This window comes from Pseudomonas sp. VD-NE ins, assembly GCF_031882575.1.
Classification (GTDB): Bacteria; Pseudomonadota; Gammaproteobacteria; order Pseudomonadales; family Pseudomonadaceae; genus Aquipseudomonas; species Aquipseudomonas fluorescens_BZ.
Map to the genome: position 1 here is coordinate 983,309 of NZ_CP134772.1, position 16,919 is coordinate 1,000,227.

Annotated in this window: 12 protein-coding genes; 4 read left to right on the plus strand and 8 right to left on the minus strand. The window is 58.1% G+C overall.

Translation table 11 applies throughout. The features are described 5' to 3' along the window. Positions 1-181 precede the first annotated feature (181 nt). The 4 genes from RMV17_RS04130 (at position 182) to RMV17_RS04145 (ending at position 5,902) form a co-directional block, all read left to right on the plus strand. The gene (locus RMV17_RS04130) at positions 182-1,765 is read left to right on the plus strand and encodes a peptide chain release factor 3 (RefSeq protein WP_007915312.1); all 1,584 of its coding nucleotides are present in this window, start codon (positions 182-184) and stop codon (positions 1,763-1,765) included. Between the two features lie 222 nt (positions 1,766-1,987). Next, a protein-coding gene (locus tag RMV17_RS04135) for an IS3 family transposase (RefSeq protein WP_311887015.1) occupies positions 1,988-3,516 on the plus strand; the annotation gives its coding sequence in 2 pieces (ribosomal slippage) (positions 1,988-2,429 and positions 2,429-3,516; 1,530 coding nt in all). A gap of 775 nt (positions 3,517-4,291) precedes the next feature. Next, entirely contained in the window at positions 4,292-5,482 is a 1,191-nt protein-coding gene (locus RMV17_RS04140; RefSeq protein ID WP_311885849.1) for an MFS transporter, read from the plus strand. 156 nt (positions 5,483-5,638) lie between these two features. Next, positions 5,639-5,902, plus strand: a complete 264-nt coding sequence (locus tag RMV17_RS04145; RefSeq protein ID WP_311885850.1) for a hypothetical protein — start codon at positions 5,639-5,641, stop codon at positions 5,900-5,902. Positions 5,903-6,111: 209 nt separating this feature from the next. On the opposite strand, the gene RMV17_RS04150 is transcribed toward RMV17_RS04145, so the two are convergent. The 8 genes from RMV17_RS04150 to RMV17_RS04185 all read right to left on the minus strand — a co-directional run bounded on the left by RMV17_RS04150 (position 6,112) and on the right by RMV17_RS04185 (position 16,878). Beyond that, the gene (locus RMV17_RS04150) at positions 6,112-7,092 is read right to left on the minus strand and encodes a peptide ABC transporter ATP-binding protein (RefSeq protein WP_311885851.1); all 981 of its coding nucleotides are present in this window, start codon (positions 7,090-7,092) and stop codon (positions 6,112-6,114) included. Next, a complete protein-coding gene (locus RMV17_RS04155; protein ID WP_008085268.1) occupies positions 7,092-8,060 on the minus strand; it encodes an ABC transporter ATP-binding protein in 969 nt (322 codons plus the stop codon). The genes RMV17_RS04150 and RMV17_RS04155 overlap by 1 nt, the downstream gene beginning before the upstream one ends. 10 nt (positions 8,061-8,070) lie before the next feature. Then, positions 8,071-8,994: an ABC transporter permease subunit gene (locus RMV17_RS04160; RefSeq protein WP_034154447.1), complete on the minus strand. Its 924-nt coding sequence runs from the start codon at positions 8,992-8,994 to the stop codon at positions 8,071-8,073. A gap of 11 nt (positions 8,995-9,005) precedes the next feature. Then, positions 9,006-10,016, minus strand: coding sequence for an ABC transporter permease subunit (locus tag RMV17_RS04165; RefSeq protein WP_008085273.1), 1,011 nt, complete (start codon positions 10,014-10,016; stop codon positions 9,006-9,008). A 73-nt stretch (positions 10,017-10,089) separates the two neighbouring features. Beyond that, on the minus strand, positions 10,090-11,685 hold the full coding sequence (locus tag RMV17_RS04170; protein ID WP_034154448.1) for an ABC transporter substrate-binding protein: 1,596 nt from the start codon (positions 11,683-11,685) through the stop codon (positions 10,090-10,092). A 77-nt stretch (positions 11,686-11,762) separates the two neighbouring features. After that, positions 11,763-13,178 (minus strand): OprD family porin, encoded by a 1,416-nt coding sequence (locus tag RMV17_RS04175; protein ID WP_034154449.1) that lies wholly within the window; start codon positions 13,176-13,178, stop codon positions 11,763-11,765. 175 nt (positions 13,179-13,353) lie between these two features. Further along, positions 13,354-14,952: an ABC transporter substrate-binding protein gene (locus RMV17_RS04180; RefSeq protein WP_311885852.1), complete on the minus strand. Its 1,599-nt coding sequence runs from the start codon at positions 14,950-14,952 to the stop codon at positions 13,354-13,356. A gap of 300 nt (positions 14,953-15,252) precedes the next feature. Next, entirely contained in the window at positions 15,253-16,878 is a 1,626-nt protein-coding gene (locus RMV17_RS04185) for an ABC transporter substrate-binding protein (RefSeq protein WP_016985410.1), read from the minus strand. Positions 16,879-16,919 lie beyond the last annotated feature (41 nt).

Here is a 16,919-nt window from a genome sequence, read left to right on the forward strand (position 1 = left end):
AACTTGCTGATTTTTCAGCCCCTGACGAAAATTCGTAACAGGGGATGGACGTCTCCGGGCTTTAAAAGGTTCCCATCTGCGGCAGCATTTGGCCACCCTTAATGTGCTCAACGGTTCGGTTATTGCATCGAGTTGGGCTATAATCGCGGCCCTTTTTTGAATCACCGCCAGGCGATTTCCCATGACCAACCAGGCCGCCGAAGTCGCGAAACGCCGCACTTTCGCCATTATTTCCCACCCCGATGCCGGTAAAACCACGATCACCGAAAAGCTCCTGTTGATGGGCAAGGCGATTGCAGTGGCCGGTACGGTGAAATCCCGTAAATCCGATCGCCATGCGACATCCGACTGGATGGAGATGGAGAAGCAACGGGGTATTTCCATTACCACGTCGGTCATGCAGTTCCCGTATCGCGAACACATGATCAACCTGCTCGACACCCCGGGCCACGAAGACTTCTCCGAAGATACTTACCGCACCCTGACCGCGGTGGACTCGGCATTGATGGTTCTCGACGGCGGTAAAGGTGTCGAGCCACGGACCATTGCGCTGATGGATGTCTGCCGTCTGCGTGACACGCCGATCGTCAGCTTCATCAACAAACTCGACCGTGACATCCGCGACCCGATCGAACTGCTCGACGAAATCGAAGCCGTTCTGAAGATCAAGGCCGCGCCGATCACCTGGCCGATCGGTTGCTACCGCGACTTCAAGGGCGTGTACCACCTGGCGGATGACTACATCATTGTCTACACCGCCGGTCACGGTCACGAACGCACCGAAACCAAGATCATCGAGAAGCTCGATTCCGACGAAGCCCGCGCGCATCTGGGCGACGAGTACGAGCGTTTCATCGAGCAGCTGGAACTGGTTCAGGGCGCCTGCCACGAATTCAACCAGCAGGAATTCCTCGACGGTCAGTTGACTCCGGTGTTCTTCGGTACTGCACTGGGCAACTTCGGTGTTGACCACGTTTTGGACGCCGTCGTTGATTGGGCGCCGCGTCCGCTGGCCCGTGTGGCCAACGAGCGTACCGTTGAGCCGGTGGAAGAGAAGTTCTCGGGCTTCATCTTCAAGATCCAGGCGAACATGGACCCGAAACACCGCGACCGTATCGCTTTCATGCGTATCTGCTCCGGCAAGTACGAAAAAGGCATGAAGATGCGCCACGTGCGCACCGGCAAGGACGTGCGCATCGGCGACGCCTTGACGTTCTTCTCCTCCGAGCGTGAGCAACTGGAAGAAGCCTTTGCTGGCGACATCATCGGTTTGCACAACCACGGCACCATCCAGATCGGCGACACCTTCAGTGAAGGTGAAACCCTCGGGTTTACCGGTATTCCGCACTTTGCGCCGGAGCTGTTCCGTCGTGTGCGTCTGCGCGATCCGTTGAAGTCCAAGCAGTTGCGTCAGGGTCTGCAGCAACTGGCTGAAGAGGGCGCGACGCAGGTGTTTTTCCCGGAGCGCAGCAACGACATCATTCTGGGCGCCGTGGGTGTGCTGCAGTTCGATGTGGTCGCTAGCCGTTTGAAAGAGGAATACAAGGTTGAGTGCTCGTATGAGCCGATTACTGTGTATTCCGCGCGCTGGATTGAGTGCAGTGACAAGAAGAAGCTTGAGGAGTTTTCCAACAAGGCTGTGGAGAACCTGGCGGTCGATGGCGGGGGGCACCTGACTTACCTTGCGCCGACGCGGGTTAATCTGGCGTTGATGGAGGAGCGTTGGCCGGATGTGAAATTCCGGGCGACGCGTGAGCATCACTAAGCTTTTAGTTGGTTTGTTCGAAGCCTCCTAGGTGTATGCCTAGGGGGCTTTTTTTGTTTGGTTGGTTTTGGGGGGATATCCGTTTCTGCGGGTGTTGCTGATTACGGTTTCGCCCTTACGGCGACTCACTTTTTTTACAAGCCCCTCCGTGTCAGGCTACCTGTCGCCCTTGTTGATTGACTCAACTACTCAAGAGGGCGAAGGTGCATAACCATGTCCAAAATGGGCAAACGCTACGACAACGACTTCAAAGATTGGGTCGTTCTGCAAATGATGCCGCCACTCAATCGATCAGTGGCGGAACTTGCCTCTGCACTCAATCTCACGCCACAGTCACTGCGAAACTGGAGACAAATGGCTAGAGACAAAGGCTTAATTGTTCCGGGAAACGGCAAGACCAGTGACCAATGGTCTAGCGCCGATAAATTCAATGCCGTCATGGAAACCGCGCCGTTGAGCGAGGTCGAGATCTCTCAATATTGCCGAATCAAAGGCATTTACCCTGAGCAAATCCAACAGTGGCGAGTGGCATGCCAAAACGCTAATCCCGTTGTTGATCTCTCCTCTCGAACTTCAAAAACGGCCGAGCAACGGCGCATCAAAATACTTGAGCGCCAACTGATTCAGTCTGATGCCAGTCGTGCAGAGGCGGTGGCGTTGCTGGAGCTCAGAAAAAAAGCCAATGCGATCTGGGGCAAGGACAAGGAAGACTGATCAACGCCTCTGATCGTACGCAAGCCATGAAGTTGATTGCCGACGCAGTGCTGAATGGCGCTCGTCGATACCGCGCTTGCAATGAACTGGGTCTGAGCCTGCGCACAGTTCAACGCTGGCAACACTCGTCGTGTGACGGACGACAGTTGGCTCAACGTGCAGCTCCGGCTAACAAGCTCAGTGATACGGAGCGTCAAGCGGTGCTGGATGCTGCCAATCAGGCTGGCTACGCCAGCCTGACCCCACACCAAATCGTGCCTAAGCTGGCCGATGAAGGCATTTATCTGGCTTCGGAGTCGACGTTTTATCGTGTGTTGAAAGCCGTCAATCAAAACGTCCGTCGCGGCCGGGCCAAAGCCCCAAAACGCAGAGTACTGACGACGCATCGCGCTGATGGCCCCAATCAGGTGTGGTGCTGGGACATCACCTGGTTGCCGAGCACAGTGAAGGGCCGTTTTTTCTACTGGTACATGGTCAAGGACGTCTACAGCCGCAAACTGGTCGCCAATGAAGTCCACGAGGTGGAGAGCGCCGAACACGCCTGTGAACTGCTCACAAAGGGATGTTTACGGGAACATACTGCAGGTCGTCCGCTGGTGTTGCACTCAGATAATGGACACGTGATGAGAGGTTCTTTGTTGCGTGAAAGCATGGTCGCGCTGGGTGTAGAACCTTCTTTTAGCCGGCCAAGAGTGAGCAATGACAACGCTTACGCCGAAGCACTTTTTCGCACTGCAAAGTACTGCCCGCTTTGGCCCGATCAACCATTTGATACGGTCACTGATGCAAGGCTTTGGGTGCAGACGTTCATCGAGTGGTACAACGAAGATCACCGCCACAGCGCCTTGAAATACGTCACGCCAAACCAACGGCACGAGGGCAAAGCAACCGCCCTATTACAAGCTAGAACAGAGCTTTATGAGGATGCCAGGGAAGCTAATCCAAGCCGCTGGAGTACTCGAACACGAAACTGGAAACTGGCAGACGCAGTTTATTTAAACCCAGAACGCCCTGAAATTAAGGGCGTAATGGGCTAGCAGTTGTAGGACCAAGGCGACAGGTACCTTGACACGTACCGAAGCGCCTAAAAAAAGTAAGCAAAAAAACGCTTGCTCCTGCGTGCGGCCCGCTCGCTGGGGCTCGGGGTTCCTTCGCTCCGGGATCGATCCGGGCGCAGCGTCTCCGGTTTGCTTCGCTGCACCTACTCCCGCTGTGTTTGGCTTCGCCAAACGGTCGCTGCGCTCCCACGCCCGGATCAATCCCTCCACTCAGCCTTCCGAAGTCGCCCGTGGATCAAGATCAAGAGCAGGCGAGCTGACACTCGGCCTATTGAGTGGTGAAGAGCGGGTGTTCGGCGTTATTTTTGTGGTGGATTCGCCCCTCATCGGAACGCCGCCCGCCCAGCCCTCTCCCGAGGGAGAGGGGGCCGATTTGTGGTCTTTTCAAGATTTTCGTTGAACTCGGTATCCCAAGTCGGCGTATTACTTCCAGTCCACGCGGTCAGTCCCCTCTCCCTCCGGGAGAGGGCTAGGGTGAGGGGCTTTTGATCTGCTTCAGAATCTGAGTTCAACTCGGTATTGCACCTCGGCGTATCTCTCGCAATCACCTCGGTCAGTCCCCTCTCCCTACGGGCGGTCCGACGTTTCGGGAGGGCTAGGGTGAGGGGCTTTTGATCTTCGGCACGGTTTTATCGCGCGCAATGGCTGTAGGACGACTCGGTTTTTTGTGGTTTCGATATTCTCGAACGCGACAACCCGCGTGCTGGCCGTTAGTGTTCCAGCTCCACGCAAGTCGCTTTGAGAGGTCAATGGAATGACGAGTCGCCTGACTCACTTGCTACGACTGAACGGCTATTTCAGCGTAATGGCCTGGGTGCTTGCGGCGCTGTTGTTCATCAATCGCCTGAGCAGCATGGTCAAGCTGTTCATGGCGTTGTACCTGCGTCAGGAACTAGGGCTGGCGATCGAGACGGTTGGCTGGTTGCTCTCGGCGTATGGCGCGGGGTTGCTGGTCGGTTCGATGCTCGGTGGCTGGCTCAGTGATCATGTGCGCACGGCGCGGCTGACGGCGGCGTTGTTCTTTATTTCGGTGTGGGTGCTGATACTGCTGGGGCTGGTGACGCAGGTGCCGTTGCTCGCTGCATTGCTGTTGCTCAGCGGAACCATCGATGGCGCTATTCGCACGCTGCATCAGCGGTTGATCATGGAGTATTGCGAGGTGACGCAGCGCTCGCGTGCGCAGGCGTTGAGTCGGGTTGCGCGCAACCTTGGGATGGCCGCCGCCGGTGTGGCGGGCGGGGTGTTGGCGCAGACCGATTTTCGCTGGGTATTTTTCGGCAGTGCGGCGATGACGTTGCTGGCGTTACTGTGGTTTGTCCGCACTACGTGGCGTCGACCGGTGCTGATCAATGACGAAAAGTCCACGGATGATGCAGGTTCCAGGGTGCCGTATCGCGATAAACCCTTCCTGTGGTTGCTCGCGGCGACGGCCGTGCTCGGCATCGCGTTCGATACGGTCTACAGCACGCTGGGCAACTATCTGCGTGATTATTACCAGTTGAGCACGGAAGCGATCGGCTGGCAGTTCGGGCTCAATGCGTTGCTGGTGATCGCCCTGCAGATTCCGCTGTCGCACTGGGGCGAGCGTTGGGGCACGCGGCGGCAAATGCTGGCCGGCAGTTTACTGCTGGCGTGCGGGCTGGGCATGTTGCCATTCGGTTCCGGGCTGGCGTTTGTCTGCCTGTCGACGCTGATCTGGACCTTGGGTGAGGCGTTGTTCATGCCGCCACTGAATGTGCTGGCGATGCAATTTGCCCAGAGTGGCAAAAGCGGTCAGTACTTTGGCCTGTTCTTTATGAGCTGGAGCGCCAGTGCGTTGTTGTCGCCGGTGCTCAGCGGTCAGTTGTATGGCAACTTCGGTGGCCACAGCGTGTGGTTGGCCAGCACCGTGCTGGTGCTGATGTCGATTCCCTTGACGTGGCAAGCGACCCGCCCGCTTAGCTGATCCAGCGATAGAAATTATTCGAAACCCGTCTGTCGGCGAAGGGCATTTCTGCCTGCCCGTTGGCGTCCTATCTGGTGAACCCGATGGATCGGAACTAGATTTCACACAGCGCCAGTCAGGCACGAATGTCTCACCTGAAAATGGATGGAGTCGGCTATGAAAAGCAGGTTGCTACGGGTTTTATTGCTATTGAAAGTGATGGTCATGCTGTCCCTTGGCACCGCGACGGCCTGGGCCGAGTGCGAGGATCACGATTCTCAGGCGTTCAACGGGCAGGTGGGGCATGGCGGTTTGATGCTCGCCAAGTCCGAGTCCGAGCCGGGCGATCAGGGGCAGGGTGGCAGCGCCGATGATGACGACTCGACCACCGATGAGCCGGACACTGATGATCCGGACGACGAAGGCGATAGCCAGACGTAAATCGCAGGCAAAAGAAAACCCCTTCTGCCTCGACTGATGCGCAATCGAGGTGGAAGGGGTTTGCTCAACACTTTATCCCTGAATAAACACGATCCCTGTAGGAGCTGCGGCACGCTGCGATCTTTTGATTTTGATTCTGACAATCAAAAGATCGCAGCCTCGTTTCACTCGACAGCTCCTACAGGTTTTGTATCGCTCTCCAGATTTGCTTATGCCGCGCCATCAAGGAACTGCTCGGCGTAGTGGCAAGCCACCTGCCGGCTGTCGAGCTGGCGCAACACCGGCTCTTCGCTGCTGCACCGCTCGGTCGCATACGGGCAGCGCTTGTGGAAAGCGCAGCCCGGTGGCGGGTTCAGCGGGTTGGGCAGTTCGCCGACGATCTTGATTTTCGGCTTGTTCGGGTCCGGGTGAATGGTCGGGGTCGCCGACAGCAGCGCCTGGGTGTACGGGTGCAGCGGACGCTCGTAGATGTCGTTCTTCGGGCCCAGTTCCACCGGGCGACCGAGGTACATCACCATCACGTCATCGGCCACGTGTTGCACCACCGCAAGGTTGTGCGAGATGAACACGTAAGCGGTGTTGAACTCCTGCTGCAGATCCATGAACAGGTTGAGTACCTGCGCCTGAATCGACACGTCCAGTGCCGAGGTCGGTTCATCCGCCACCAGCACTTTCGGTTGCAGCATCATGGCGCGAGCCAGGGCGATACGCTGACGCTGACCGCCGGAGAACATGTGCGGGTAACGCTGATAATGCTCAGGACGCAAGCCGACCTGCTTCATCATCGCCTGGACTTTCTCGCGACGTTCGGCAGCGCTCAGGTTGGTGTTGATCAGCAGCGGCTCGCCGAGCTGGTCACCGACTTTCTGCCGTGGATTCAACGACGCGTACGGGCTCTGAAAGACCATCTGCACGTCTTTGCGCAGTTGCTTGCGTTGCGCCTTGTCGGCGCCGGCGACTTCCTGGCCGGCAATTTTCAGCGAGCCGGACGACGGGTCTTCAATCAGCGTCAATGCGCGAGCGAGGGTGGATTTGCCGCAGCCCGACTCGCCTACTACGGCGAGGGTCTTGCCGGCTTCCAGTTCGAACGACACACCGTTGAGTGCGCGTACAGTCGCGTGGCCCTTGAACAGGCCACGGGACACTTCGTAGTGACGGGTCAGGTCGCGGGCGGTAAGTACGACGGCCATTACGCCACCTCCTGGTTCAGCGGGAAGAAGCAGCGGGCGAGGCTGTGGGCTTTTGGATCAAGGCCTGGACGCTGCGCGCGGCAGCTGTCCTGCACGTACGGGCAGCGCGGCGACAGCAGGCAACCCTGCGGACGGTCGTAGCGGCCCGGGACGATGCCCGGCAGGGTCGACAGACGTGCGGCGCCGAGGCTGTGCTCGGGAATCGCCTTGAGCAGTGCTTCGCTGTACGGGTGCGCCGGGATGTCGAACAGTTGCGGCACCTGACCGACTTCAACGGCTTGCCCTGCGTACATCACACAGACGCGCTGGGCAGTTTCAGCCACGACCGCGAGGTCGTGAGTGATCAGCACCAGGCCCATGTTCTGTTCTTTCTGCAACGCCAGCAGCAGATCCATGATCTGTGCCTGAATCGTCACGTCCAGTGCAGTGGTCGGTTCGTCGGCGATCAGCAGTTTCGGCTCGCCGGCAATCGCCATGGCGATCGCAACACGCTGGCTCATACCGCCGGAGAGTTGGTGCGGGTAGGCGTCCATACGGCTCGCGGCGCCCGGGATTTCTACTTTTTCCAGCAGTTCGATCGCACGTTTGCGCGCTTGCTTGCCGGACATTTTCAGGTGCAGACGCAGCACTTCTTCGATCTGGAAACCGACGGTGTAGCTCGGGTTCAGTGCGGTCATCGGGTCCTGAAAGACCATCGACAGGTCTTTGCCGACGATCTGCCGACGCTGACGGTTGCTCAGCTTGAGCATGTCTTTGCCGTCAAAGCTGAGCGAGTCGGCGGTGACGATGCCGGGGTGCTCGATCAGGCCCATCAGCGCCATCATGGTCACGGATTTGCCCGAACCCGACTCGCCAACGATGGCCAGTACTTCGCCTTTGTCGACTTTCAGGTCGAGGCCGTCGACCACCGGGGTCGCGGTCTTGTCGCCGAAGCGAACGTTGAGATTCTTGATTTCTAGCAGTGACATGGGAATCTCCTCAGGCGGCGTTCTTGAGTTTCGGGTCCAGCGCATCGCGCAGACCGTCGCCCATCAAGTTGATTGCCAGCACGCTGAGCAAAATGGTCAAACCAGGCAGGCTCACTACCCACCAGGCGCGTTCGATGTAGTCGCGGGCCGAGGCCAGCATGGTGCCCCACTCAGGGGTTGGCGGTTGTACGCCAAGGCCGAGGAAGCCCAGTGCGGCGGCATCGAGAATTGCCGAGGAGAAGCTCAGAGTCGCCTGAACGATCAGCGGCGCCATGCAGTTCGGCAGCACGGTGATGAACATCAGACGTGGCAGACCGGCACCGGCCAGGCGCGCGGCGGTCACGTAGTCGCGGTTCAGTTCGCCCATCACTGCAGCGCGGGTCAGACGCACGTAGGACGGCAGCGAGACCACAGCAATGGCGATCACGGTGTTGATCAGGCCAGGGCCGAGGATGGCGACAATCGCCACTGCCAGCAGCAGCGACGGCAGGGCCAGCATGATGTCCATCAGACGCATTATGGTCGGGCCGATCATCTTCGGAAAGAAACCGGCGAACAGACCGAGCAGGATCCCCGGAATCAGCGACATGACGACCGACGACAAACCGATCAGCAGCGACAGGCGCGAACCCTGGATCAGACGCGACAGCAGGTCGCGACCGAGTTCATCGGTGCCGAGCAGGAACTGCATCTGCCCGCCTTCCAGCCACGCCGGTGGCGTCAGCAGGAAGTCGCGGTATTGCTCGCTCGGGTTATGCGGCGCGACCCACGGCGCGAACAGCGCGCAGAAAATCACCAGCAACATGAAGAGCAGGCCGGCAACCGCGCCTTTGTTCTTGGAGAAGGCTTGCCAGAATTCTTTGTACGGTGACGGGTACAGCAGGCTTTGATCCGCGTTGGCGGCGGTGGCTACTGAGGATGTTGGAGTGCTCATGGTTATTGACCTCAGCGCTGATGACGGATGCGTGGGTTGGCAAAGCCGTAGAGGATGTCCACTACGAAGTTGACCAGAATCACCAGGCAGGCGATTAACAGGATGCCGTTTTGCACAACCGGATAGTCCCGGGCGCCGATGGCTTCGATCAGCCATTTACCGATGCCGGGCCAGGAGAAGATGGTTTCGGTCAGGACTGCACCGGCCAGCAGGGTGCCGACTTGCAGGCCGACCACGGTGAGTACCGGAATCAGCGCGTTACGCAGACCGTGCACGAACACCACGCGCGACGGCGACAGGCCTTTGGCCTTGGCGGTGCGGATGTAGTCTTCACGCAGCACTTCGAGCATCGACGAGCGGGTCATCCGCGCGATCACCGCCAGCGGAATGGTGCCGAGCACGATGGCCGGCAGGATCAGGTGATGCAGTGCATCGAAGAACGCCCCGACGTCATCGGCCAGCAGCGTGTCGATCAGCATGAAACCGGTGCGCGGCTCGATGTCGTAGAGCAGGTCGATCCGTCCGGAAACCGGGGTCCAGCCCAGGCTCACCGAGAAGAACATGATCAGGATCAGGCCCCACCAGAAGATCGGCATCGAATACCCCGCGAGGGAAATGCCCATCACCCCGTGGTCGAACAGGGATCCTCGCTTGAGTGCCGCGATCACCCCGGCCAGAAGGCCCAGGATGCCGGCGAACAGCAGGGCGGCCATGGACAGTTCCAGGGTCGCCGGGAAGAGGGAGGTGAACTCGGTCCATACGCTCTCACGCGTACGCAGGGATTCGCCGAGATCGCCGTGGGCCAGTTTGCCGATGTAGTCCAGATACTGGGCATACAGTGGCTTGTTCAGACCTAGGCGTTCCATTGCCTGAGCGTGCATTTCGGGGTCGACCCGACGTTCGCCCATCATCACTTCCACGGGGTCGCCCGGAATCATGCGAATCAACGCGAAAGTCAGCAAGGTGATGCCGAAAAACGTGGGGATCAACAACCCCAGTCGGCGGGCAATAAAACTAAACATCTTGTGTGGTACCTCATCAGCCGGTTAGGCGTGCCCGGTGTCCCTGGGTTCAGGAACACCGGGAGTTTCTTATCTACTTCACCTGGGTGGTGGCGAAGTTATTAGTGGTGAGAGGGCTGATGTGATAGCCCTCTACGTTGTTGCGCATTGCAGTAAACATCCGGGTGTGGGCCATGCTGATCCACGGTTGATCCTGATTAAACAGGACCTGAGCCTGCTCATAGAGTTTCGCGCGTTCGGCCGGATCTACTTTAGCCCGTGCTTCGTCGAGCAGTGCCTGGAATTTCTCGTTGCACCAACGCGCGTAGTTTTCGCCGTTCTTGGCAGCTTCGCAACTGAGCATAGGCGTCAGGAAGTTATCCGGGTCGCCGTTGTCGCCCGCCCATCCGGCCGAGACCATATCGTGTTCGCCGGCCTTGGCGCGTTTGAGCATTTCGCCCCATTCCATCACGCGGATGTCGATCTTGATCCCGACTTTCGCCAGGTCAGCCTGCATCATTTGTGCGCCGAGCATCGGGTTGGGGTTGGTCGGGCCGCCGCCGTTACGGGTAAACAGGGTAAACACGGTGCCTTCCGGAACCCCGGCTTCCTTAAGCAGGGCGCGGGCCTTGTCGAGGTCGCGTGGCGGGTTCTTCAGGTCGTGGTTGTAGCCCAGCAGCGTGTCCGGGTACGGGTTGACCGCAACGGTTGCATTGCCCGGGCCAAACAGCGCGTTGACGTAAGCGGCTTTGTCGAAGGCGATATCGATCGCCTTACGCACGCGCACGTCGCTCATGTATTTGTGCTGGGTGTTCATGGCGATGTACGAAACGGTCATCGCATTCAGTTCATCAACCTTGAGCTTGGCGTCTTTCTTGATGCTCGGGATGTCATCCGGTTTCGGATACAGCGCGATCTGGCACTCGTTGGCCTTGAGCTTCTGCAGGCGCACGTTGTTGTCGGTGGCGATCGCCAGGATCAACGCATCGGCCGGTGGCTTGCCACGGAAGTACTCCGGATTCGCCTTGAAGCGCACCTGCGCATCCTTGGCGTAGCGCTGGAAGATGAACGGGCCGGTGCCGACCGGCTTGTTGTTCAGGTCGCCGGTCTTGTTGGCCTTGAGCAATTGATCGGCGTACTCGGCGGAGTAGATGGCGGTGAATGGCATCGCGACGTCAGCCAGGAACGGCGCTTCGCGGCGGGTCAGGGTGAACTTGACCGTGTAGTCGTCGACTTTTTCTACGTTTTTCAGCAGTTCTTTGAAGCCCATGCTTTCAAAGTAGGGGAAGCCCACGCTCGACAGTTTGTGCCACGGGTGATTCGGGTCCAGCTGACGCTGGAAGCTCCAAAGCACGTCGTCGGCGTTCATGTCGCGGGTCGGCTTGAAGTATTCGGTGGTATGAAACTTGACGCCTTGGCGCAGGTGGAACGTGTACGTCAGGCCGTCTTCACTGATTTCCCAGGTGTCTGCCAGGGCCGGAACGATTTCCGTCGTGCCAGGCTTGAAGTCCACCAGGCGGTTGAAGATGGTTTCGGCCACAGCGTCCGCCGTGACTGCAGTTGTGTACTGGACCATGTCGAAGCCTTCCGGGCTGGCTTCGGTGCAGACCACCAAGGGTTTGGCCGAGACGCCAACAGCGACACTCAGCAACGCAGCCGCGATGGCTGCACGTAGGGGAAGCATTTTCATCGATAACCCTCTGCAATCGGTTGAAGACAAAAACCGAACGGCCAACTCATCATGAGTCAGCCGTCGGTTGGCGTTTTTTACAGGATGTTGAATGGAATCGTGGTCACGAGACGGAACTCGTTGATGCTGCCGTCAGCCTGGTTTTCGCTGGCACGGTGAGCGGTGTAAGTACCGCGAATCGTGGTGGCTTTGAGTGGCCCGCTCTGTACGGCATAGGTTGCACCGATGCCGTATTCATAGTGGTGCTCGCCGTCCATCGATTGCACACCGTCGTAGCCGCCACCTTTGTAGTGGGTGCCGTCGATGCCCCAGCCGCGCGCCTGGTAGATGTTGAACTTCAGGCCCGGTACACCGTATTCGGCCATGTTGATGCCGTAGGAAACCTGGAAGGACTTCTCGTTCGGGCCGTTGAAGTCCGAGAGCAGGGAGTTGGCCAGGTAGATACCGTTGGTTTCGTGCAGGTAGTCGAAGTACTCGTTACCGTTCACTTCCTGATACGAGAAGGTCAGGGTGTGTGCCAGGTGAGTCAGGCCGAACGACAGCGAGTAGGTGTCATTGTCGATGTCGCCCAGCAGTTTTTTGCCTTCGTCGACAGTCTTGTAGTAGTTCAGGCCGGTGGTCAGGCTGAGGATCGAGCTGTCACCCAGTACGTGGGTGGCGCCGAAGTAGTACTGGTTCCACAGGTCTTCAGCCTGGGTGCCCCACAGGCTGGTGGTCAGGCTGGCAAACGGCTGGTACGAGATACCGGCAGTGTTCACGTGGTCAGCTTCGGCGTCGATGTTGCCGTATTCGGAGCGGAACTTGCTGAGGCTTTCTTCGGTACGAGGCGAGACGCGGTCGAACGTTGCCAGGTCGAAAGAGAGGTTGTTCAGCTCTTCGCTGTGGATCGCGATACCTTCGAAGCTCGACGGCAGCGGACGGTTGCCGATCACGTCGACCTGCGGGCTGCTGAAGTTCATGCGGCCGGCAGTCAGGGTGGTATTGGAGATACGTGCCTTGATGTTGGCCAGGCCCACTTTGCTCCATTGACCTTGAGCGTCACCGCCTTCTTTGGTCAGCGTACGGTTGTTGCCTGCGCCTGGACGGGTGCCCGGTGCACCGCCGTTGTTGGAGGCGAGGTTCTCGCGGTCACGCTCAAGAGCGATGGCGTTGTAAGCCGCCACTTCGGTGCTGAAACCGACAGTACCTTCGGTGAAACCCGAGTTGTACTTGATGATCGTGCCTTGCACCCAGTTGATGCGGCGGTCGGTTGGTGTCGATACGCCATCCTTGCGGTAAGCGAACTTGCCGCCGCGCTTGAGTTGCTCGTTGGCGTACCAGTTGCGGGTCGAACCGCTGATCGATTGACCTTCGAGGAAACCGGTGGCCTCGGCCTGGGCGCTCTTCTCGTTGACGGTCACCGGGGTGAATGCCTGACTTTGGGTTTCGGCGTACGCCGTGGCGGTGACGCTGCTGATGGCCAGGGCCAGTATCGCGGTGCTGCTCAGTTTCATGGGTGAAGCTCCTTTACTTTCTTTTTATGCCGGCTTTTTTTGGTATGCCGGTTATTGGTTTAGAACTCATTCACACATCGCAAACGTTTGCAAAAGGCCGGATTGGCGAATTTCGGCAAAGCGCTTGCGTGAGGGGCTAGACAGCGCCCCCCAGCGTTGCGGCTAATCGTCTGGTTTAATCGATACCGACACCCGAGAACACGTTGCGACCGAAAGGGCTGACTTTGAACCCTTCGATCCTCGCGCTTAACGGTTGGTTGACCGTCGAGTGGGCGACAGGCGTGATCGGCACTTGTTGTTTAAGCAATTGCTGAGCCTGTTTGTAGAGCATGGTGCGCTGGTCGCGGTCAGTGACGACCTTGGCCTGTTTGATCAGCTTGTCGTAAGCCGGGTCGCACCACATGGAATAGTTGTTGCCGCCGATGGCATCGCAGCTGTACAGCGTGCCGAGCCAGTTGTCCGGATCCCCGTTGTCACCGGTCCAGCCGATCAGGCTGATGTCGTGCTCGCCATTTTTGGTGCGCTTGATGTACTCGCCCCATTCGTAGCTGACGATTTTTACTTTCAGACCGATCTTGGCCCAGTCAGCCTGGAGCATTTCGGCCATCAGTTTGGCGTTCGGGTTGTACGGACGCTGCACCGGCATCGCCCACAGGGTGATTTCGGTGCCTTCCTTGACGCCGGCAGCCTTGAGCAGCTCTTTGGCTTTTTCCGGGTTGTAGGCGGCGTCTTTGATGGTGTTGTCGTAGGACCACTGGGTCGGTGGCATGGCGTTGACGGCCAGTTGACCGGCGCCTTGATAAACAGCGTTGAGAATCCCCTGTTTATTCACCGCCATGTCCAGCGCCTGACGCACTTCGAGCTGGTCGAAGGGTTTGTGGCGGACGTTGTAGGCGATGTAGCCGAGGTTGAAACCCGGTTTGGAGATCAGTTGCAGTTTCGGGTCGGCCTTCAGCGCTTCAACATCGGCAGGGCGCGGATGCAGGGTAATCTGGCATTCGCCGGCCTTGAGCTTCTGCACGCGTACCGAGGCGTCGGTGTTGATCGCGAAAATCAGATTGTCGAGTTTGACCCGGCTCGGATCCCAATAATGTTTATTACCGGTGTAACGAATGTTCGAGTCTTTCTGATAACTCTTGAACACGAACGGCCCGGTGCCGATCGGTTTCTGGTTGATGTCGCTCGGCTTGCCGTCGGCCAGCAATTTGTCGGCGTATTCGGCGGACAGAATGGAGGCGAAGCTCATGGCAATGTTCTGAATGAACGCGGCGTCGACGCTGTTGAGCGTGAACTCCACGGTCAGCGGCCCGGTCTTCTCGACCTTGGCGATGTTCTTGTTCAGGCTCATCCCGTTGAAATACGGGAATTCGGTGGGATAGGCCTTACGGAAAGGCTGTTGTGCATCCAGCATGCGATTAAACGTGAACAGCACGTCATCGGCGTTGAAATCGCGGGTCGGCTTGAAGTACGGCGTTGTATGAAACTTCACACCTTCACGCAGGTGAAAGGTGTACTTGAGACCATCCTCGGAAATATCCCACGTGGTTGCCAGACCCGGAACGACATTGGTCTCGCCTTTTTCGAACTCGACCAGTCGGTTGTAGATCGGTTCGGCGGCGTCGTTATCGGTCGCTGTCGTGTACTGCGCGGTATCAAACCCTGCCGGGCTGCCTTCAGAACAGAACACCAGACTTTTGCTGGCGGCGAACGTCGCGGACGAGGCGGCCAACAGGCCGGCGCTCAGCAATGCGGAAAAAATCAAGGTATGGCGCATGACGCTCCCTCTTTTTTAGTGTTGTTCAATGCGCCATCGTCTCATCCGGAGACGTTTGGGCAGCATCGAGCTCAATCCAGTACGTACGGCAAACGGGTGGCCCACGCAGACACTGGTCAGTACCCGACGGTAGGGGCCGCGGTCCTGGCAGTAAATGCGTAAATGCCTTAAAGCTCGTAGGAAAAGGCGACGCGTCCTATACCACCGCGGTCATCCGCAGTGGAATTGGCTGTAGGCAATTTCCTAACTTCCCGGCAGGTAAAACAACGGCGACGTCAAAAACGTCGCCGCTGCAGTGCCTTATTTGCTGACGCTGACGCCGTAGAAGGAGTTCAAGCCGAATGGGCTGATCTTGAAATCCTGCACGTTGGCGCGCATGGGTTGGTACACCGTCGAGTGAGCGATAGGTGTCATCGGGACTGCATCTTTGAGGACGTGTTGCGCCTGTTTGTACAGTTCGGTGCGCTTGCCCTGATCGGTCGTGCGCTTGGCTTCTTTGACGAGGCCGTCGAACTTCTTGTCGCACCACTTGGAGAAGTTGTTGCCGCTGAGCGAGTCGCAGCCGAACAGCACGTTCAGCCAGTTGTCCGGATCACCATTGTCACCGCTCCAGCCAATGATCATGGCCTGGTTCTCGCCACCTTTGGAGCGTTTGATGTACTCGCCCCACTCGTAGCTGGTGATCTTCACTTTCAAGCCGATCTTGGCCCAGTCGGACTGGAGCATTTCAGCCATCAGTTTGGCGTTCGGGTTGTACGGACGCTGCACCGGCATCGCCCACAGCACGATCTCGGTACCTTCCTTGACGCCTGCTTCCTTGAGCAGCTGTTTGGCTTTCTCAGGATCGTACTTGGCATCTTTGATGGTGGTGTCGTAAGACCATTGGGTCGGCGGCATGGCGTTGACCGCCAGTTGGCCTGCGCCCTGGTAAACCGAGTCGATGATCTGCGGCTTGTTCACGGCCATGTCCAGCGCCTGGCGTACGCGCAGGTCAGCCAGCGGGTTGGCCTCGTTGCTGCCTTTGACCTTGTCCATCACGTTGTAGGCGATGTAGCCGAGGTTGAAGCCAGCCTGGTCAGGCATCTTCAGGGTCTTGTCTTCTTTCAGCGCTTTCAGGTCGGCCGGACGCGGGAACAAGGTGACCTGGCACTCGTTCTTTTTCAGCTTCTGAATACGTACCGACGGGTCGGTGGTGATGGCGAAGATCAGGTTGTCGATCTTCACGTCATCCGGCTTCCAGTAGTCCTTGTTCCCGGTGTAGCGGATGTTGGAGTCTTTCTGGTAGCTCTTGAACACGAACGGACCAGTGCCGATCGGCTTCTGGTTGATGTCGGCAGCCTTTCCTTCTTTCAGCAGCTGCGCTGCGTACTCGGCGGACTGCACCGAGGCGAAGCTCATGGCCATGTTCTGGATGAACGCGGCATCTACTTCTTTCAACGTGAACTTGACGGTGTGGTCGTCGACTTTATCGATCTTGGTGATGTTGGTGTCCATCCCCATGTCGGTGAAGTACGGGAATTCGGTCGGGTACGCCTTACGGAACGGGTCATCCTTGTTAATCATGCGATTGAAGGTGAACAGCACGTCGTCGGCGTTGAACTCACGAGTCGGCTTGAAATACGGGGTGGTGTGGAACTTGACGCCTTCACGCAGGTGGAAGGTGTACGTCAGGCCGTCATCGGAAATGTCCCACTTGGTCGCCAGACCAGGAATCACGGCGGTGCCGCCGCGCTCGAACTGGGTCAGGCGGTTGAACATGGTTTCGGCTGAGGCGTCGAAGTCGGTTCCGGTGGTGTACTGGCCTGGGTCGAAACCGGCCGGGCTGCCTTCGGAGCAGAACACCAGGTTAGTCGCAGCGGATGCGAAAGGTGCGGAGGCTAACAAGCCTGCGCCGACTAAAAACGGAATGACCGCGTGTTTAAGCATGTTGGCCTCATGATTTGTTGTCATTTTTTAGTTGTGAGGTA